14 protein-coding genes are annotated in these 17,933 nt (G+C 41.6%); 8 read left to right on the forward strand and 6 right to left on the reverse strand.

Annotated elements, in window-relative coordinates:
- Positions 1–115 precede the first annotated feature (115 nt).
- From L2747_RS02085 to L2747_RS02095, 3 genes are all read left to right on the forward strand, one after another.
- A complete protein-coding gene (locus L2747_RS02085) occupies positions 116–487 on the forward strand; it encodes a diacylglycerol kinase (protein ID WP_248997448.1) in 372 nt (123 codons plus the stop codon).
- 450 nt (positions 488–937) lie between these two features.
- Complete coding sequence (locus L2747_RS02090; protein WP_248997449.1) at positions 938–1,810, forward strand: hypothetical protein; 873 nt, start codon at positions 938–940, stop codon at positions 1,808–1,810.
- Positions 1,811–2,068: 258 nt separating this feature from the next.
- The gene (locus L2747_RS02095) at positions 2,069–3,088 is read left to right on the forward strand and encodes a diguanylate cyclase domain-containing protein (protein ID WP_248997450.1); all 1,020 of its coding nucleotides are present in this window, start codon (positions 2,069–2,071) and stop codon (positions 3,086–3,088) included.
- A gap of 47 nt (positions 3,089–3,135) precedes the next feature.
- On the opposite strand, the gene L2747_RS02100 is transcribed toward L2747_RS02095, so the two are convergent.
- From L2747_RS02100 to pdsO, 3 genes are all read right to left on the reverse strand, one after another.
- Entirely contained in the window at positions 3,136–3,810 is a 675-nt protein-coding gene (locus tag L2747_RS02100; protein WP_248997451.1) for a class GN sortase, read from the reverse strand.
- A gap of 53 nt (positions 3,811–3,863) precedes the next feature.
- Entirely contained in the window at positions 3,864–6,308 is a 2,445-nt protein-coding gene (locus L2747_RS02105) for a marine proteobacterial sortase target protein (protein WP_248997452.1), read from the reverse strand.
- A gap of 91 nt (positions 6,309–6,399) precedes the next feature.
- Positions 6,400–7,149: a sortase-associated OmpA-like protein PdsO gene (gene pdsO / locus L2747_RS02110; protein WP_248997453.1), complete on the reverse strand. Its 750-nt coding sequence runs from the start codon at positions 7,147–7,149 to the stop codon at positions 6,400–6,402.
- A 248-nt stretch (positions 7,150–7,397) separates the two neighbouring features.
- Here pdsO and pdsR point away from each other — a divergent pair, with 248 nt between their 5' ends.
- From pdsR to L2747_RS02135, 5 genes are all read left to right on the forward strand, one after another.
- Entirely contained in the window at positions 7,398–8,090 is a 693-nt protein-coding gene (gene pdsR / locus L2747_RS02115) for a proteobacterial dedicated sortase system response regulator (RefSeq protein ID WP_248997454.1), read from the forward strand.
- A 67-nt stretch (positions 8,091–8,157) separates the two neighbouring features.
- Positions 8,158–10,341 (forward strand): proteobacterial dedicated sortase system histidine kinase, encoded by a 2,184-nt coding sequence (gene pdsS / locus L2747_RS02120; protein ID WP_248997455.1) that lies wholly within the window; start codon positions 8,158–8,160, stop codon positions 10,339–10,341.
- A 199-nt stretch (positions 10,342–10,540) separates the two neighbouring features.
- On the forward strand, positions 10,541–11,722 hold the full coding sequence (locus L2747_RS02125; RefSeq protein WP_248997456.1) for a cystathionine beta-lyase: 1,182 nt from the start codon (positions 10,541–10,543) through the stop codon (positions 11,720–11,722).
- Between the two features lie 256 nt (positions 11,723–11,978).
- On the forward strand, positions 11,979–12,989 hold the full coding sequence (locus tag L2747_RS02130; protein WP_248997457.1) for a sulfotransferase family protein: 1,011 nt from the start codon (positions 11,979–11,981) through the stop codon (positions 12,987–12,989).
- 33 nt (positions 12,990–13,022) lie between these two features.
- Positions 13,023–14,135: an aspartyl/asparaginyl beta-hydroxylase domain-containing protein gene (locus tag L2747_RS02135; protein WP_248997458.1), complete on the forward strand. Its 1,113-nt coding sequence runs from the start codon at positions 13,023–13,025 to the stop codon at positions 14,133–14,135.
- 62 nt (positions 14,136–14,197) lie between these two features.
- Here L2747_RS02135 and L2747_RS02140 read toward each other — a convergent pair whose 3' ends face one another.
- The 3 genes from L2747_RS02140 to yegD all read right to left on the reverse strand — a co-directional run bounded on the left by L2747_RS02140 (position 14,198) and on the right by yegD (position 17,848).
- Positions 14,198–15,775: a tetratricopeptide repeat-containing sulfotransferase family protein gene (locus L2747_RS02140; RefSeq protein ID WP_248997459.1), complete on the reverse strand. Its 1,578-nt coding sequence runs from the start codon at positions 15,773–15,775 to the stop codon at positions 14,198–14,200.
- A gap of 137 nt (positions 15,776–15,912) precedes the next feature.
- The gene (locus L2747_RS02145) at positions 15,913–16,401 is read right to left on the reverse strand and encodes a CreA family protein (RefSeq protein ID WP_248997460.1); all 489 of its coding nucleotides are present in this window, start codon (positions 16,399–16,401) and stop codon (positions 15,913–15,915) included.
- A gap of 76 nt (positions 16,402–16,477) precedes the next feature.
- A complete protein-coding gene (gene yegD / locus L2747_RS02150; RefSeq protein ID WP_248997461.1) occupies positions 16,478–17,848 on the reverse strand; it encodes a molecular chaperone in 1,371 nt (456 codons plus the stop codon).
- Between the last annotated feature and the right edge of the window lie 85 nt (positions 17,849–17,933).

Raw genomic sequence — 17,933 nt, forward strand, 5'->3', positions numbered from 1 at the left:
AATTCCAACAAAGACTTGATGAACACACTGCATTTATCCTAAAAATGTTCATGCTATAATCGGAAAATGCCTAACGATCTTTCTCTAGAACGGCCAAATAAAATTACGGAACACTATGAAACCTGCTAATAACCACGGTATAAAACGCGTCATTAGAGCAACTGGATTTTCAATACAAGGGTTGAAGCTAGCATGGAAGAATGAAGCCGCTTTTAGGCAAGAAGTAACATTAGCCGTAATAATGCTACCTATAGCACTGCTTATTGATGCCTCAACCGTTGAGCGAGTATTGCTTATCCTAGGTTTGTTTATGGTATTAATTGTTGAGTTAATTAATTCAGCCATAGAAGCCGTTGTTGATAGAATTAGCGATGAGCATCACCCATTAAGTGGTCGAGCAAAAGATATTGCCTCTGCTGCAGTCTTTATGAGCCTCGCGTTTTGCGGGCTAACTTGGGCCATGATTCTAATCCCAAAATTATTTTAGTTATAGGCTCATTCGCCTCAGCCTATCCAATATTACAAAAATACTCTCCCTCGATTAATTGAATCTATTTAGCTATCTATTCTAGAGAGGGAGGCTCTCTAGCCTTTGATTTAAAGCCAAAAAACTTATATTGGGTTATTTCGTCTAGCGTTAATAACATTATTCTGCATTTATACTCTACACTCCATATTGGCGACTAGTCAGCCTATTTCACTACCATAAATGGAATATGCTAAGTAGGAACCTAGCTAAGACATACTCACTAGTAACATACCCACTTCAACTAGAAAAAGTGAGCCAAACGTCATTAAATTGCATTAGATCAAACTAAATGTAACTTTTTGAAACAATTCATTCACAAAAAGTTAGATCCTGCTATGCTAGAGCTCGAACAATAAAAAGCGTTACTGATTTAAACACATAAAAATAAGAACGACGGAGTGACTTTTAATGCTTAAAAGTTTCATCATTCGCGGTATAGCTACACTCGTTTTAATTGCAAGCCCTATGACTTATGCAGATAACAATACTGTTATCCGTATTGGAGGCTTTTATGCAAATACAGACTCTACCATAGATGTAAATGATCCCATCTTAGGCAACGCTTTTGCACTCGATTTTGAATCTGATCTAAAACTAGAAGAATCACAATTTTTGCCATTCTTTGAGTTTTCTCATCACTTTAACGACCGCCATACTTTATATGTTGACTGGAAACAGTTGCACCGTAATGCCGCAGTTCAGTCTGTGGAAAAGCCATTTCAATTCACCTGGGATGACACGACTTACGATATCAAATCAGGGATCTCACTAGATACCACGCTGAATATCGATATTATGCGAATTGGTTATGGTTATGATATTTGGCAAGGTCATAATTACGATGTTGGTCTTTCAGTTGGTTTACATGCCATGTTTATTAAAACGGCTTTTAAAGGGAAAATAGGTATATGTGATTCTGGTACGGAGAACCGTTGTCCAGATACCATCGATATTCCTAAAGTGGTTGATGAGAAGTTATCAGCTCCTTTGCCAGATATCGGTGTTTATGGCACTTACGAGTTTTACCCTGGATTTAAACTAAACGGCCACGCCCAGTATTTTTATATAAAGCTCGACGACCTTAAAGGCGGCTTAGTCGATATTCGCCTTGGTGTTGAGGCTGAGATTAGTGAAAACTGGCATATGACAGCAGCATTTAACTATTATGAAGTTGATGTTGAATATACGTCTACTTTTACCGATGCAGATATAAAGCTTGCTGATTATAATATCTACTACAGTTTTACCGGCCCAATGCTGTCAGTCAGTTATCAATTCTAGTCGCAGAGCCAGTCTTTGCGACAACTCTTTCTAATGTACCCCATTATTTTAGCCCATCGCTTTACCGATACTATTTACAATCAAATCCAAGCAATTTAATCCTACTATTATCGTTTGTTTAATAGCCAATTATGCTATTTAGAGTTTTATGTTGTTAAAAAACATAATAAAATTAATGAATAAAGTGCATAATGAGCAAATCTCAGCTCTGGGTCTACTCAACTGAGCGCTAATTGGTAAGTAATAAGGCTGTAAAACATGGCAACTCCTCTACTCAAGGAATCCGCATCTAAGCTTAAAAAAGCGATTCCGTTAATGTTGAAGTATCAAATACCCACAACTCCAACAAATTACGCACTGTGGTACGCCTATGTCGGCGCTCAATCTCCCATGCTAAATAAACATTTAGATACCGTTGTTAGCCAATATAACACCTGCCCACCGAGCCAAAGTGAGCGGCTATATCAAGAGTTTCTATCTGATCCAGTAGAGCTCGATGTTATCGATATGCGGCAAAACTTGGATGCTATGGTGACTGAATTATCTCAGTCCATTAAAGACACAAATTTAGATGCTAACCTCTTTAAAAGTAAGATCGATAGTAATCACATTAAGCTGAATAAAATTGAAAACGAAGGCTTTACTATTGAAGAAGTTCTTACTGTTGTCAAAAGCCTCGTGAATGACTCCAATGAGATCCGGGTCAGTGCGCAACACTTCTCAGAGCAACTAGCCAAAGCTCAATCAGAAATTGATGCATTAAAAGCACAGTTAATAAAAACTGAACATGAAATTCATTTCGATGCATTAACAGGCTCGTTAAACCGCCGCGCTTTTAATAAAGACCTTCAAGCTATCCTTGAACAACATCCTGATGGGCTTTGCCTCATCATCGCTGATATCGATCATTTCAAAGTTTTCAATGACACCTATGGCCACCAGCTCGGTGATCAAGTATTAAAATCGGTAACTAAACGTTTAAACGAGGCCTGCCAAAATGGTACTAAACTGTATCGATTTGGTGGTGAAGAGTTCGCTTTAATTGTTCCTAATAGCCAATTAAGACGTGCTCGTCAGCTAGCAGAGTCAATGCGTAGAAGCCTTGAAAAGCTCGTTGTAAAAGACAAACGTAAAGGCGATAACATTAATAATATCAATGCCTCTTTCGGCGTTGCTGAATTTATTTTAAAAGATAGCGTCAACACACTTATCGAACGAGCCGACAAGCAACTATACGAGGCGAAACGATTAGGCCGAAATCGAGTCATGCCAATCTAACCTCTTTGAGTGTTTGTGACACCATCTGTGCAAACACTTAATTAGCACTAATTGATCGGTTTCGCCTGAACAATATAACGCAGCGGCCCACCAGAGAATTCAGCACCAAACGGATAACATGTTACCAAGGTTAACGTCGCCTCACCGCCATCTTGAATCACATTAATGTCTGATTCGTGCGTTATTTTTGCTGCGGTTACTTTATAAAGTAAACTTTTACCAGAGACACCTTGCAACCGAATAAGCTGGCCTATTGTAATCCCATTTAGTCGAGCGAAGTGGGTATCTCGATGGCCTGCAATGACCGTATTACCGCGGCTATTAATATTGGCTGACGATAACATTAGCGCCGGTCCAAATGCTAAGTTACGCCCTGATGCTCCCGAAAGCACATACAAACTGCTACCTTCACGCTCAGCATGAATAGCTGAAGTGTTGCTTGTTGTAGCAGCTAAAAAGTCTAGTTTTGCCACAGGATGAGTATCAGCCCAAGACCAAGGTTTATGAGGCTTTCTATCGAGTAATGTTTTCTGCCATGCTTGCTGTATTAAAAATTGGGCAAAATGTGCTTTAGCTTGCATATATCCGCCTTGTACAAATAGTCCGACACCAACGAAAAGTAATAATCCTGCCACCAATCGGTGAAAATAATAACCTTTACTTTGGCTTTTTCTCTTGTCTGCCAAACCTGTAAACGAGTTAAGTACATCTATCTTTTGCATAAGTGTTCTCGTCGATTATCCAAATTCCATCAACTCTTTGTCAGCTTAATAATTTACATTGATGCATTTTCACTTCGGTAAAAAGACAAGCGATACAAACCCGCTAGTAATATGAGCATGCTGCCAAAAATCAGTAACACATAACTATTGGTCCCCGTTTGCGGCAGTGTTTGCGTTCCCCCCTGCAAATTACTATGCCAGCCGTGGGGTAAATGTTGCTTTACTTGAGCACCTAGTGCCACTTCGCCTTGTGGTTTAACCGGGGTGATGTCTACCGCAACCAAACTTGTATAGGCACTCATGATATGAAAGTTCATTGCAATCGCCGTAATTTGCTTTTCTATCCGTGCTTTATTCGCTCCTTGTTTACTTAACTCCAACGCGGCAATCTGTTTTCTTGCCCAAACCAGATCTAAACCTTTTTCCCCGCCTTTGCTGTCCAGCGGTAAGCGATGCTGCCAAAATTGCCCGGCTAAAAATCCTTGAATAAGCAAATCATCATCCACAAAGCTAGGAATGCGAACCGCAACTAAAATAGGTTCATGGGCATATAGATCGGGGATCCTTACAGGCCAATAATCAGGAATACTGCCATCACTAAACTTAAGCTCGACATCTGTCACTTGTGGCTTTTCAATTTTCTCAAGTAACTTAACCATTTTGTGATTCACTTCATCAAGCTTACCTATGTAGGTATAAGTCCCTCGTCCTAATTCGGCCGCCCGCTGCATAAAATGCGCGTTAGGCGCAGAGCCTATGCCAATGGTGAACAAGCGACTGTCCGCTAATTGCTCTTCGATTTGGGTAAATAACATTGATTCATTTGCCACTGCGCCATCAGTAATAAACAGAACTTGCCTAAGAGTTTGCTCTTTTACAGAATGATGTGAACTGTGACTTAACAGGCTCTGTTGTTCTAACGCGGCATCAAGCGCTAAGGCTATTTCTGTGCCACCATTGGCTTGTAAAGCATTAATATAGCTTTGAGCAGCGCCAATGTTGGCAGCTGTGACAGGCATGGCTTTCTCAGACCATTTAGACACTCCAGAGTTAAATTGCAAAATATTAAAACTGTCTTGGGCTTTTAAGCCCGCCAGCGCATGCTTTAGTGCAGATTTTGCCTGAATAATGGCATCACCTGACATAGAGCCTGATGTATCAATCACCAAAATTAACTCTCTAGGGGTCGATAAGTATGTTTTATCACCTGCTTGTGGCGGCATTAACATCACTAATGCGTACTTATCTTGTTCCTGTTGTTGCGGCTGATTTTTTGCCTTTGGCTCTGCTTCGCTACTAACCCCTTCCCCACTAATTAACTTACCGCTAACGAATGGTGCTTTTGCAGGAGTATCGGTTTGAGGCACTTGGTGAGTTTTACCTTGCTGAGTAAATACAGCTGCAGTAGGTTCGCTGGCTTGCAAGGGCTGCCAGGTGAGCACAAAGTCACGGTTAGCTTTAACATCGTGCAACAATGTCACCTTAGCGGCGGCATCTTCCACCATATTAATGCTTACGCTATGATAAGGGCTGACGATGTTCTCAACCGCCATTGCCGCATCAAACAAAACCTCAATAGCAACAGTATTTTCGCTATCTGTGTTCTCGGTATAAGTATTTTCGCTATCTGCATTTTCAGTATCACGACTTCTGGTGACTTCCCCAATTGCCGCAACCTGTTGATGTAAGCTCCGATCAGACAAACTGTCAGTATTTGCCTGCCCCGCAACATATTGCTGATACTCCTCAGGCCGGATCTGCTTCATGATTTGTTGGCTCAGCGCCTGTGCTTCATTAAGCTTGGCGTGATCTTGGCTATTAAGCTCCGTTTGCTTAGGCGTATACCTTGGGGCTATAACCATAGGAAAACGCAAACTAAACTCGCCATCTCTATAATCAAGGGTTTCTTGATAGCTAAGTTCAACAATAAATTTTTCATTCGGTCCAAGGTTTGCCACCTCAGCTTTAAAAATATTTGCCCGTTTTTGCTCAAGTAAGCTGGCCTTCTTGCCTTGAGCTTTAGCTTGTTCAAACATGGCTTTGGCTTTTTTCTTTGGTTGGATCTGCCCTTCTATCACTCTATCGCCGATATAAAGCTTAAGCGTGTCAACCGCCGCCTCATTCGGTAATGGAAAAATATATTGACCATTAACCCATTGAGCCGAAGGATTGCTAAATTCATGACGCACAGCCACACGGTTTGTCCAACCAGAAACATCCATGCTCACTTTAGTCTGCAGTGGTAATGCCAGGCTCAATTCACCTTGCGCATTCTCAAACACTAAGCTGCCTTGTTTAATTTGATCTAAGCTAAACAGCTTGGCTATTACACCATTCACAGCTGTAGTTGTGTCTTCTATAGCCTCTGGTGTTGTTGCCAACGCCGACACATTTGCTGCGAACAATAAACACAACATCGATAATGTTATCGGCGCTCTTTTTAACATGGTGTTGGAGGCTAAAGGCTCTTTTGCCTTAAGTGTAAACAACCCAGTCATCTTTACTCCCTAATCCTTGTCAGCTATCTACTGCGCACTGAGCCAACTCTGCTCTCAATGAATCAACTCAGTGTTTAGCAATCCTTTACGGTTACTTGGCAGAAAATGCCGCTAACGAGCCATCTTGATTTTGTAGCTTTAGGGTCACTCGGCGATCAAAGAAATCATTCTCAAAGCTTTGCTCCGCCATTAATGGCGATGAATCACCGAATGCTTGATTATGTAAGCGCTGCTCAGTAACACCCTGTTCAATCAAATAGCTTTTCACTTCAGCAACGCGTTGCTCTGACAAAGCTTGGTTGTAATCGCCATCTCCTCGACGGTCGGCGTAGCCGGTTAAGTCCAGCGTTAACTCTGGCGATAATGACATTGCATAAGCAATATCATTTAGCTGACTCTGAAAGTGTGGCTCAATAGTTGAAGAGCCGGTTTTAAACTGGATATTTAACCCTAATGCCAATTCCGTTAACTTCTGCTCTTGGGCCATTTTTAAATTAGTTAATTGTTGCTGCGCTTGCTCATACTGATCTGATAGCTCAACCAGCGACTCATTCTGCTGATTAAGGGCAATCAGCTGCTGCTCTTTTTCATCTAACATAGCTTGCTGACTTTTTAAGGCATCGTCATCTCCAACAGACTTCCCCACTAAGGTACCGGTGAAAGCGCCGATAATGGCACCAACAGGTCCCCCGACTACCGCGCCAAGTACAATGCCAGATGTAAGACCAATCAGTTCTTCGTTATTACTGCTACTTTCAACTTCAACACTTTGCTCAGCTGTAGCTTGGGTTGAAAATACTAATGCGCCAATAATGAGAGTAGAGATAAGTTGCTTTTTCATGGTGTTCCCCTTGAGATATTGATTTAATTGCGAATGGTCATAACCGGTCGCTAAATTAAGTTTGTTAAGTGCTGTTGTTTCGATGACTGTATTTAAACTGATTGAAATGGCTTTTAAGGGGAGCAAAAAAGGCGATTTCAGGGTCAATTGTGGCAACAAAATGGCAATCACGGTTCACGACTTCAAACCCAAGTATTTTGCTGTATAGTCACAACCCATTAGACAGATAAGGTGCAAGTAAAGACATCATGAAACGAATTGCTATAGTCGAAGATGAAGCGGCGATTAGAGAGAACTACAAAGAGGTATTGCAGCAACAGGGCTACTGTGTGCAAGCTTATGCTAACCGTCCGCAGGCCATGCAAGCATTTAATACCCGCTTACCCGATTTGGCGATTATTGACATTGGCTTAGAAAATGAGATTGATGGTGGCTTTACCCTTTGTCAGTCACTCAGAGCCATGTCGAGTACTTTACCAATTATCTTCTTAACAGCTCGCGATAGTGACTTTGACACAGTATGTGGTCTGCGCCTTGGCGCCGATGACTACCTAAGTAAAGATGTTAGCTTCCCTCACCTTATTGCACGTCTAGCAGCTTTATTTAGACGCTCAGATCTAAAAAATGCCAGCATTGATGAGAGCCATATTGTTGAACATGGTTTATTAACGATTGACGTAAATCGTATGCAAGTGTTTTGGAATGGGGTGCAAATCGAACTCACTGTGACTGAATTTTGGATGGTTCACGCGCTAGCTAAACGCCCGGGTCATGTACGTCAACGCCAGGAGTTGATGCAAGAAGCTAAAATCTTTGTCGACGACTCAACCATTACCTCCCATGTAAAACGTATTCGTAAAAAGTTTATCGCACAGGATCCACAGTTCGATTGTATCGATACCGTGTATGGCATGGGTTATCGCTGGGATTCCCACAGTTAATTATTAAGTTTCGAGCTCAAATAAGCAGTTCGCTGAGTAATATCATCATTTAGGTATTGGTTACGCCATGTTTAATTTGCCCATAGGTCTGCGCACTAAAGTCGCAGTGTTATCGCTTTTCTTACTCTGCCTACCTTGGCTTGGGTACCAGTACGTATGGGAAATGGAAAAATACCTGCGCCACGGCCAAGAAAAAACATTGGAAGGCACCACCCAAGCCTTGGCAACAGCCCTACATGAGCGACCAAAGCTGTTTGATAGCCAAGCCAGCTTTTTAACTCAGGTAGAAAAAGGCCGCGACTTATATGCCTATCCGCTATCAGGCCCGATTCAACTCGATGGCAAGCTCAACGATTGGAGCAGTTATCGCCACCGTACACTTAACTATGGCGTCGATAACCAAATCTATAAAAGCGATGAGTCCAAGCCTCTACAGATGAGCTTCACTCATATGGTGGGCAAATACGCTGGCTACCTATATGCATTCTTTGAAGTCACAGATCCTAACGTTATCTATCGTGGTAAAAATAGCCTAAGCATAGATAGAAACGATCATATTGCCATTGCCACCCTCGCGCCCGATGGTCAGTTTCGTCGCTATATTGTGGCGACAACTCAAGATGGTTGGATAAGTGCGTTTGAGTTACCCGAAGATCCGGGGCTATCAAAACCGGTTACCCCTGAAGTTAAAATCCAAGGTAAGTGGACTAGAAGCAAACAAGGTTATAATGTTGAGCTACGTATCCCGCTTAATATGGTCGGTAGCAAGCTTGGCTTTGCTGTTTACGATGTAAACGATAGCAAAACTCGCGCTCTTGATGCCGTTGTCGGTACCTCTGCCATCGATGATGTCAGTAAGCTCGGTACTGTATTGGTACCATCACCAGAGATAGAAAGCATTATTAAAGGCATGAGCCATAATAGCTCACGTATTTGGGTCGTTGATAAACACGGCCGCGTATTGGCAAAGTCTGGCGATATTCGCTCAGATAACAGCGTATGGTCACGTTCATCGATTGATAAAGAAGATAATTCCGGCTGGGGTAAGTTTAAGCAAGAATACTTACGCCCACTGTACTACAAAATACTGACCATCCCCGCCAAAGACTTTATTGATTCCTTACAAGATTCTACGGTCCTTCAAGGCAGTCATATCACCAAAGCGCTCAATGGTCAGCAAGGCTCAACTTGGCGCCTCACTCCCGATAGCAAAGCCGTGGTACTTGCCGCTGCAAGCCCTATTTGGATTGACGACAAAGTGATGGGCGTGGTGATTGCAGAAGAAACCACCCATGGTATTCGCACGCTCAGAAACAAAGCTTTAGAAAAGTTGTTCAACGTGATCTTAACCATCATGAGTATGGGCACCTTAGCGCTATTTTTCTTCGCCTCGAATATTTCAAGCCGTATACGTAAACTGCGTGATGAAGCTGAGCAAGCAATTGATAGCCAAGGGCGGATTAAAAATGAAATCCAGGGCTCTAAAGTACGCGATGAAATTGGCGACCTATCAAGAAGTTTTGCCAGTATTGTTAGCCGCTTAAGTCAGTACACTCATTATTTAGAAAATATGTCTTCACGCTTGTCTCATGAGTTAAGAACCCCTGTAGCCGTGGTGCGATCATCGCTTGAGCACTTAGGACTGCAAGAGTTAAACCCTGATAGCCGTAAATATGTTGATCGGGCACAAGAAGGGGTTAATCGCCTCAATATGATCTTAAATAATATGAGCGAAGCAACCCGTTTAGAAGAGAGCCTCTCTCATGCAGAGCAAACTGTATTTCCTTTAGAGAAAGTCATCAGTGGTTGCATGCAAGGCTATCAAATGACCTACCCGGAGCAAACTTTTACACTCGATATCACACAAGAGAATATCCCTGTAAAAGGAGTGCCCGAGTACATTGCGCAGCTGATGGACAAACTCATCGCCAATGCACTTGAGTTTAGCCATAACAATACACCGATTGAGGTGTCGCTCAACCTAAAAGGCAAGTCTGCCGAGCTCAGTGTGTGTAACCAAGGACCAGCTTTACCCGAAAATATGGCAGAGCAGATCTTCGAGTCTATGGTGTCGGTTAGAGCGCAAAAAGCCCAAGATAAACCTCACCTTGGCTTAGGGCTTTATATTGCGAGATTAATTTGCCAATTTCACCATGGAAAAATCATCGCGCGTAATACCCAAGATAAACAAGCTGAGATCAATGGGGTGAAAATCACGATTAGTCTGCCTATTACCAAAACGTCGGCTTAAGCGTTTTAGCATTTTTGGATTACAGCCATAATGAAAAGAGCAACTGACGATAACACCCAAATCCAGTGTCAGTGGATCAGGTTATCATCGGTAACCAAAGTGGCTAATGCTGGCATTTGAGAAGCTGAACATATTGACACTTCCATTTAGCCGTTTAGATGTTAAGATGGCTAAAAATAAAACTGATGGAATTCACCCTATGAAAAAAGAAACACAAATAGTCAGTCTAGGCCGTGATAAAAAATGGACTCAAGGGGTGATTAACCCGCCAGTTTACCGCGCATCAACCATGGTGTTTGATACCATTGAAGACATGCGTTTTGCAGCTAAAAATAAAGCTAACGGCGAAATGTTTTATGGGCGACGTGGTGGCCCAACTCACTTTGCATTTCAAGCAGCAATTGCTGAGCTCGAAGGTGGTGTCGGTACCGCACTTTATCCATCAGGCAGTGCAGCCATCAGCAACAGCTTATTATCGTTTTTAAAGGCTGGCGATCATCTGTTAATGGTTGATAGTGCCTATGAACCGACACGCGATCTTTGTAATAAGCTACTGGCAGGCTATGGCATTGAAACCACTTATTACGACCCAATGATTGGCGCAGGTATTGAAGCACTTATTCAGCCTAATACCAAAGTGCTATTTCTTGAATCTCCAGGTTCTATCACCATGGAAATTCAAGATGTACCGACACTCAGCCGCATAGCCCACCAGCACAATATCGTTGTGATGCTCGACAATACCTGGGCCTCCCCCATTAATTCCCGCCCTTTTGAAATGGGCGTCGATATCTCGATTCAAGCCGCGACTAAATACATTGTCGGTCACTCCGATGTGATGATGGGAACAGCAACCGCAAATGCACAGCATTGGGAACAACTGCGTGAAAATAGCTACTTGCTAGGCCAATGTACTTCTCCCGATGACGTGTATCTTGCAAGTCGTGGACTGAGAACGTTAGGTATTCGCTTAGCCCAGCATGAGCAAAATGCCCTTAAAGTCGCTAATTGGTTGGCGACTCGCCCAGAGGTCGATCACCTGCGACACCCAGCATTTGAATCATGCCCTGGTCATGAGTTCTTTAAACGTGACTTTAGTGCCTCAAACGGCTTATTTTCATTTGTATTAAAACAAGGTGACGTGCGCTCTATCACCGCCTTTGTTGAAAATATGCAGCACTTTAAAATGGGCTTTTCATGGGGTGGATTTGAAAGTTTAATTCTTGGCGTATTTGGCATTGATAAGCTACGTACTGCAACTCAGTGGGACAGCAGTAAACCATTAATTCGTTTACATATTGGTCTTGAAAATGTCGATGACTTAATTGCCGATTTAGACGCTGCCTTTGAGCGTTATAATCAAGTACTCAATAATCGATAAAGCCAATAATAGAGACTAAATAAGCCAGCTTAATGCTGGCTTTTTATTAACCTTACAAACCGCCTTAATCACTAGAAAATGAATGACTCCTTCCCCCTACATTTATAATAAAAATATAAAGATAAATGTAACTTCACTTCTATCGACTCTTGATATTTATCGCGCATTGCTTAAAGTATTAGCAACAAGTCGTAACGTATTCACAACCTTCTAAGGTCGCGTTCGATACAGAAACTCATAATAATGGTGTAATACCTTGAAAAATAATTGTTTCGATCGCCCAATAATCATTCTGTCAGCGCCACGATCCGGCAGTACACTTTTATATGAAGTCTTATCTAAAAATAGTCATTTACTTTCCATTGGAGGCGAGAGCCATGCAATCATAGAAAGTATTCCGGGACTAAACATCGCCTCAAAAAACTTTGAATCGAATGCATTAACGGCCGATGATGCCACGCCAATAATAACAGAAATGCTTTACAGCGGTTTTAAGAAGAACCTTCAATCGTCAACAGGAAGTAAAATATCCCCTGTAGATAAAGTCAGGTTTCTTGAGAAAACTCCCAAGAACAGCCTACGCATTGACTTTATAAACCAACTTTTCCCAGATGCACTGTTCGTTTATCTTGTTAGGGATCCGAAAGAAAATATAAGCAGTATTATGGAGGCTTGGCGTTCTAACCGTTTTAGAACTTACCCAGGGCTCCCCGGTTGGAATGGCGATTGGTCGCTATTATTGCCAAAGAACTGGAAACAGCTTCTTGGGCAACCACTGCAAAATATTGCGGCATTTCAATGGTGTGAAGCTAATGAATCCATTATTAGCTCACTACAAAAACTTCCCAAAGAACGATGGAAAATAGTCCACTATGAAAACTTAATCAACGATACCACCACAACATTAAAGTCCATCTGCAACTTCGCTCAGATCCCTTTTGATCAGCAACTACAACAAGCCTGCAGCCAGCCATTACCCCACTCTCAATTTACGTTATCAGCACCCAAAAAAAATAAGTGGCTAAGTAATTACCAAGAAGTTCATTCTGTTTGGCCCAGAGTAATGCCTACTCTGCAACGCATTAACTCGCTGCTTAGCCAAGACAAGCAACTCTTGCTCGCAGAAGAATGGCAGCAGCTACAAGCTCAAAGCAGTATTCAAAAATCAGCTAACACAGTGATAAATCATAACAAGGTACCAAGAAATGCAGACTGCCCTTGCGGATCAAAAAAGCGTTTTAAGCATTGTCATGGTCAACTAAGTTAGACCTACATACGCCATAATAAAGAGAAAATAACAATGAAATTGGCTCAAGAGTTTTACAAACTTCCACTGACATTTGATATTGAACGCTTAAAGCAAGAAGTATCAAAGTTTACCGAGCAAGAATGGGTTGCCCATCATGAAAGCTTCAAAGGCAACTCAGCAATCCCTTTGGTGTCAGTAAATGGTGAATTTAATAACGACTTTAAAGGACAGATGCTGCCTACATCGGCTTTGGAAAAATGTGCTTATATACAGCAAGTGATAGCCTCTTTTGACGAAGTGATTGGTCGTTCTCGCTTAATGCGATTAGGCCCTGGAGCTGAGGTGCCGCTACATTCAGATATAAATTACCACTGGTATAAACGTGTTAGGATCCACATTCCTATTATTACAGAGCCAAACGTAGAGTTTCATTGTGCTGACAAACAAGTACATATGGCGGCTGGTGAGTGTTGGATATTTGATTCTTGGAAATATCATAGAGTTGCTAATTTAAGCGACTGTCACAGAGTCCATTTAGTGATCGATATTGCTGGTTCAAGCCGCTTTTGGGAGATGGTGAACCAACGTGCTGCCATTTTTGAAAACCAATTCAACCATTTAAATAACGTCAAACACTTACCCTACTCTTCAGATAATCCAAGTCGATTCATAACCGAAAAGAGCAACTTTCCGATCATTATGCCACCTGCCGAAATAGAACTCTTGGCTCAAGATCTGTTTACAGAGATTACTTCTTTTGTTAGTAACAATAAGCAAGAGGTCGATGCTTTTACTCAACGAGTCACTAACTTCTACCTTGATTGGCGAGAAGTATGGTCACAATACGAATGCGATAAACAAGGTTGGCCCAAATATCATCAGTTACGACAAGAGTTATTACAGAGTATTGCATCCTTAAACGATAAGGTAAAAGTTGATGAGAGTACTTCCGCTGCTACGATTTTACTGCATTTAATCGTAGGGCCAGCAATGAGTACTGAACTCGCTTCTCCTTCGAATACCGGCAAAACAGCGGCAGCTTCGAATATTCAGCAAGCAACCTCTACATCATCTAAACAATCAACAGCTAGTTTAAGTCGCAATAGCGATTGTCATTGTGGTTCGGGGAAAAAATATAAACACTGTCATGGTCAATTAAGCTAAATTGACATAAAAAAGGCCAACACCCGATTAACGTGTTGGCCTTATATTTACATTCATATTGGTTATCTAAAGTAATATTGCTTAACCTTAGCCGCAATACCTTCAAACACATGGTAATCTTTTCCCATCGCTTGTCGGTATTTATCACGCATACCAATAGCTTTAACATTCATTGGTCGTCTTACTTGTGCCGCACTTGGTGTTAATACTGTTCTTTTAGATTGATGAAAATCAATACATTCTTGCATGAAATCTAACGAACAATAGTCCAAAATCCGGCGAATTTGTGTTTCAGGGTCATTAACCAAAGTTTCAAAGCTGACATGGCATAATTGCTCACCGTACAACCTATCCCAATGTTGCATGATATCGTGATAAGCATTCCAATAGATCTCAATACCTTCAGTGCTATAAGAGTAATCATGACCCCGACTAAAGTGCTGTTTGAAGACACTAATCGCATTATCTGTTGTATGCCTAATGACATTAATTATCTTTGCTTCGGGAAACAGTGTCTTAATTAAGCCTATATGCAGAAAGTTGTTTGGGTTTTTATCAATAAAATACGCAGCTTTCTCATCAAGATATGGCTCAACCTCTTTTAAATAGCTTTGCCGCATCTGGCTTACCATTTCAGTGCTTAAAGCTTGAAGGTTTTTTACATACCCCCCAGACATTTCCAGTTGTAATGCAATACGCTCTATATAGGGTAACTCGTCGGTGGCTTGTACTTTGCTATGGCTAGCTAATATCTGCTCTACCAGAGTTGTGCCTGAGCGCGGCATACCAACTATAAAGATAGGGATCTGCGATTTATTGGATTGTGCTACATCTATCGAATTATTAGCCTGATATGTCTTAAGACTTTTGATGATATGCAAAAAGCTTTCTTTCTTAAAAGGCCTTGCAGGGCTTAATAGCTGGTTCGCTTGAGTCATTGACTGGTAGGCTTTGTTAAACTCTTGCTGTTGTTCCCAGAATCGGCCTAAGGCAAACAACATCAATGATCGGCTGGCTGAAGACATATTACTTGCTGCTAAATATGTCTCAATATTGTTTCGGTCTTGCTCTGTCATTTGATAACTTTTTAAATCAGCAAGACTCCAATACCCGGTAGACTGATGCTCAGGGGCTTGCAAAATATATTGATGATATAGCTGTACCGCTTTATCCGTATCACCTTTAGCTTTATAAACATGCGCTAGGTTCAGCAAGCATGCTTTATCAACAAACTCCTGATCTACACACTCTCTCAACGACTGCTCAGCAATCGAAACATTACCATTTTGCAGTGCAGTCATACCAAGCTTAAAGCGAATACCGAGATCATTTGGAAGTAAACTCGACAAAGTTTGATAATAATCAAATGCTTCAAAAAAGCGCTCTTTACTCTCTGCTAGCGAAGCTAATCCTTGTAAGGACTCTTGGCAATTTGGAGATAAAGCTAAAGATTTAGAATAAAATTTGTGTGCTTCACCCACGTCATTTTGCCTCATAGACAATTTAGCCAATAAAAGTAAGGCATCCAAATTATCAGGATTTTTACGAATAACCTTTCTGGCATAAATTCCTGAAGAAGAAAACTGTTGCGAAGCAAAAAAGCTAATTGCCTCTTTTAGGTACTGCTCTTCTCTAGACAAGTGTTACTTCCTATTATAATTATTTGTGGATTCGATGAAGGGCTTGCATGTAACTTAAATGTTATTTTATGTGTTAACCGATTGCAATCGCTAAAATATATACAAAAAAAGACCACTTTTAAAAGTGGTCTTTTTAGTTAATTTCTATTCAAGGGCTCTATCCAAGCCTCTGTGCCGTAAAGCGGCACGGTTGACAGCGCATGCTTATGGCTACCATTAGTCTCTTTAGTTGAATATGACAGATAGAGTAATGTTTGATTTTCTTTATCATAAATACGGCGCACTTTAAGCGACTTAAATAAAATGCTTAGTGACTCTTTAAATACCACCTCACCATTTTTACTCTTATCAATATTAGCAATTTCTGCTGCGGTTATTGGCCCGGTTTGACGACAAGAAATGCTCATATCAGATGGGTCTGCAAGACTTAAATCCGCTTCAATTCGGCTAATATGACAGGTCACTCCTGGTATTTTAGGGTCATGGCGTGCATCAATAATCACATCTTTTGTAGTAAATAAGCCTAAACTCACTTTACCCACATCATCGCCACACCCACTTAAACTTAATACTAAAGCCACAGCTAAACTAGCAATGCAAACCAGCTTTTTTGTCAAACCTGTCATTTCAATTTCCTTAAGAAAAGCGATTCAATATTAAATCGTTTTACATTTATCCACGTCATTATGCCAATAATACGGCTTAAGCAAATACCCTTTGCGCCCAGCGTGTCAATCCAGCAGTAACACTACCAAAGTGATCACCGACCACAATTGGGATCTCAGGGAAAAGTCCAGAAATTCGCTTATAGATAGCAGGGCTGCGCGCTGTACCACCTGTCACATAAATCCTGTCAGGCATCACACCCGATTGTTCTAGTGCTTCACGCATCAAAGCTTCAACCTTTGAAAGAGGCATGGTGATTGCCGCTTCAAAATCGCTGTCACTTACCTTAGCATGTAATCCATTGTGGATATAATCCAGCGGAGTATCAACGCTATTAGCATCAGATAAGGCGATTTTACTTTGCTCAGCACTGCGTACAATTTTGTAACCGAGCTGCTCTTTTTGAACTTTTAGTAGACGCTGAATAAGCTCCGGATGCTGGGCATCTTTAATCAAATCTTCAATCAGCTTTTTAGAGCCGAGAGCACTGAAATCTCGCTGCGCGCTAATATCATTAACCGCAACTGCATTCCAAAAAGGCTTACTCGGCACAGGTAATTTATTAACCATCAAGCTACCAAGGCCAAGGTGTGGCATAAATGACGCCATCGACAACGCAATATCTAAATCGTTACCGCCAATGCGTTGACCACTATGACCGAGAAAATCAGCACTGCGGTCACGATTATCAATATGATTAGGTCCCATCTTCACCATCGAGCAATCGGTAGTACCACCACCCACGTCAACCACCAATACCGTCACGTTTTCATCAAGTGACGCTTCGTAATCCATTCCGGCAGCTAATGGCTCGAAAAGAAAATCAACTTCGGTGAATCCTGCTCGCTTGGCCGCTAAAGAAAGTATCGCTTCTGCTTGTAGGTTACTTTGCTCGCCGCCAATACCCTGAAAGTTCACCGGACGGCCAATCACCGCATGAGTAATTGTATTGTTACCTTGTTTAAGTTGGCTTTCAGCTTGCGTCTTAATATGCATCATCATCAAGGTGACAATGTCTTCAAACAAAGCAATCTGGCTTTCACGAAGACCTGTAGCCCCTAAGAATGATTTAGGAGAACGTACATAAAAGCCTTCATCTGGCATTTCGAGATACGCTTCAATAGCCTGTTCCCCCACAAACACGGCTTGTTCATGAGGTAATAAATCTAGATCGCGTCTAGCCGCTGCAGCGCGACTCAATTGCGCCGAGCGCAAACGTGTGTATTCTGCCTGTTCAGCTTGAGACAGCTGTTTTAATACTGCTTCAGCAATGAGCTCCCTATCCATCGCATAAAGGGTCGAACTCATATATTTTGAGTCGCCAGATAAGGGCACTAACCTTACGTCATCGCCTTCAATCACACCGATAGCGCAATTAGCACTACCGTAGTCAAAACCTACAAACATTCCCTTATCCTTTAAAGCGTAAAAAAGCCGTGCAAAATAGCACAGTCAGACCAGAGTAAAAAGCGCATTTTAAAAATAAAAAAAG

It is taken from the genome of Shewanella marinintestina, assembly GCF_023283845.1.
GTDB lineage: Bacteria > Pseudomonadota > Gammaproteobacteria > Enterobacterales > Shewanellaceae > Shewanella > Shewanella marinintestina.

Coding starts and splice junctions, on each gene's coding strand:
- pdsO (WP_248997453.1), bottom strand. CDS start 7,149: ATGAAAAAGCAACTTATCTCTACTCTCATTATTGGCGCATTAGTATTT.
- L2747_RS02090 (WP_248997449.1), top strand. CDS start 938: ATGCTTAAAAGTTTCATCATTCGCGGTATAGCTACACTCGTTTTAATT.
- yegD (WP_248997461.1), bottom strand. CDS start 17,848: ATGTTTGTAGGTTTTGACTACGGTAGTGCTAATTGCGCTATCGGTGTG.
- L2747_RS02085 (WP_248997448.1), top strand. CDS start 116: ATGAAACCTGCTAATAACCACGGTATAAAACGCGTCATTAGAGCAACT.
- L2747_RS02125 (WP_248997456.1), top strand. CDS start 10,541: ATGAAAAAAGAAACACAAATAGTCAGTCTAGGCCGTGATAAAAAATGG.
- L2747_RS02095 (WP_248997450.1), top strand. CDS start 2,069: ATGGCAACTCCTCTACTCAAGGAATCCGCATCTAAGCTTAAAAAAGCG.
- L2747_RS02145 (WP_248997460.1), bottom strand. CDS start 16,401: ATGACAGGTTTGACAAAAAAGCTGGTTTGCATTGCTAGTTTAGCTGTG.
- pdsR (WP_248997454.1), top strand. CDS start 7,398: ATGAAACGAATTGCTATAGTCGAAGATGAAGCGGCGATTAGAGAGAAC.
- L2747_RS02105 (WP_248997452.1), bottom strand. CDS start 6,308: ATGACTGGGTTGTTTACACTTAAGGCAAAAGAGCCTTTAGCCTCCAAC.
- L2747_RS02135 (WP_248997458.1), top strand. CDS start 13,023: ATGAAATTGGCTCAAGAGTTTTACAAACTTCCACTGACATTTGATATT.
- pdsS (WP_248997455.1), top strand. CDS start 8,158: ATGTTTAATTTGCCCATAGGTCTGCGCACTAAAGTCGCAGTGTTATCG.
- L2747_RS02100 (WP_248997451.1), bottom strand. CDS start 3,810: ATGCAAAAGATAGATGTACTTAACTCGTTTACAGGTTTGGCAGACAAG.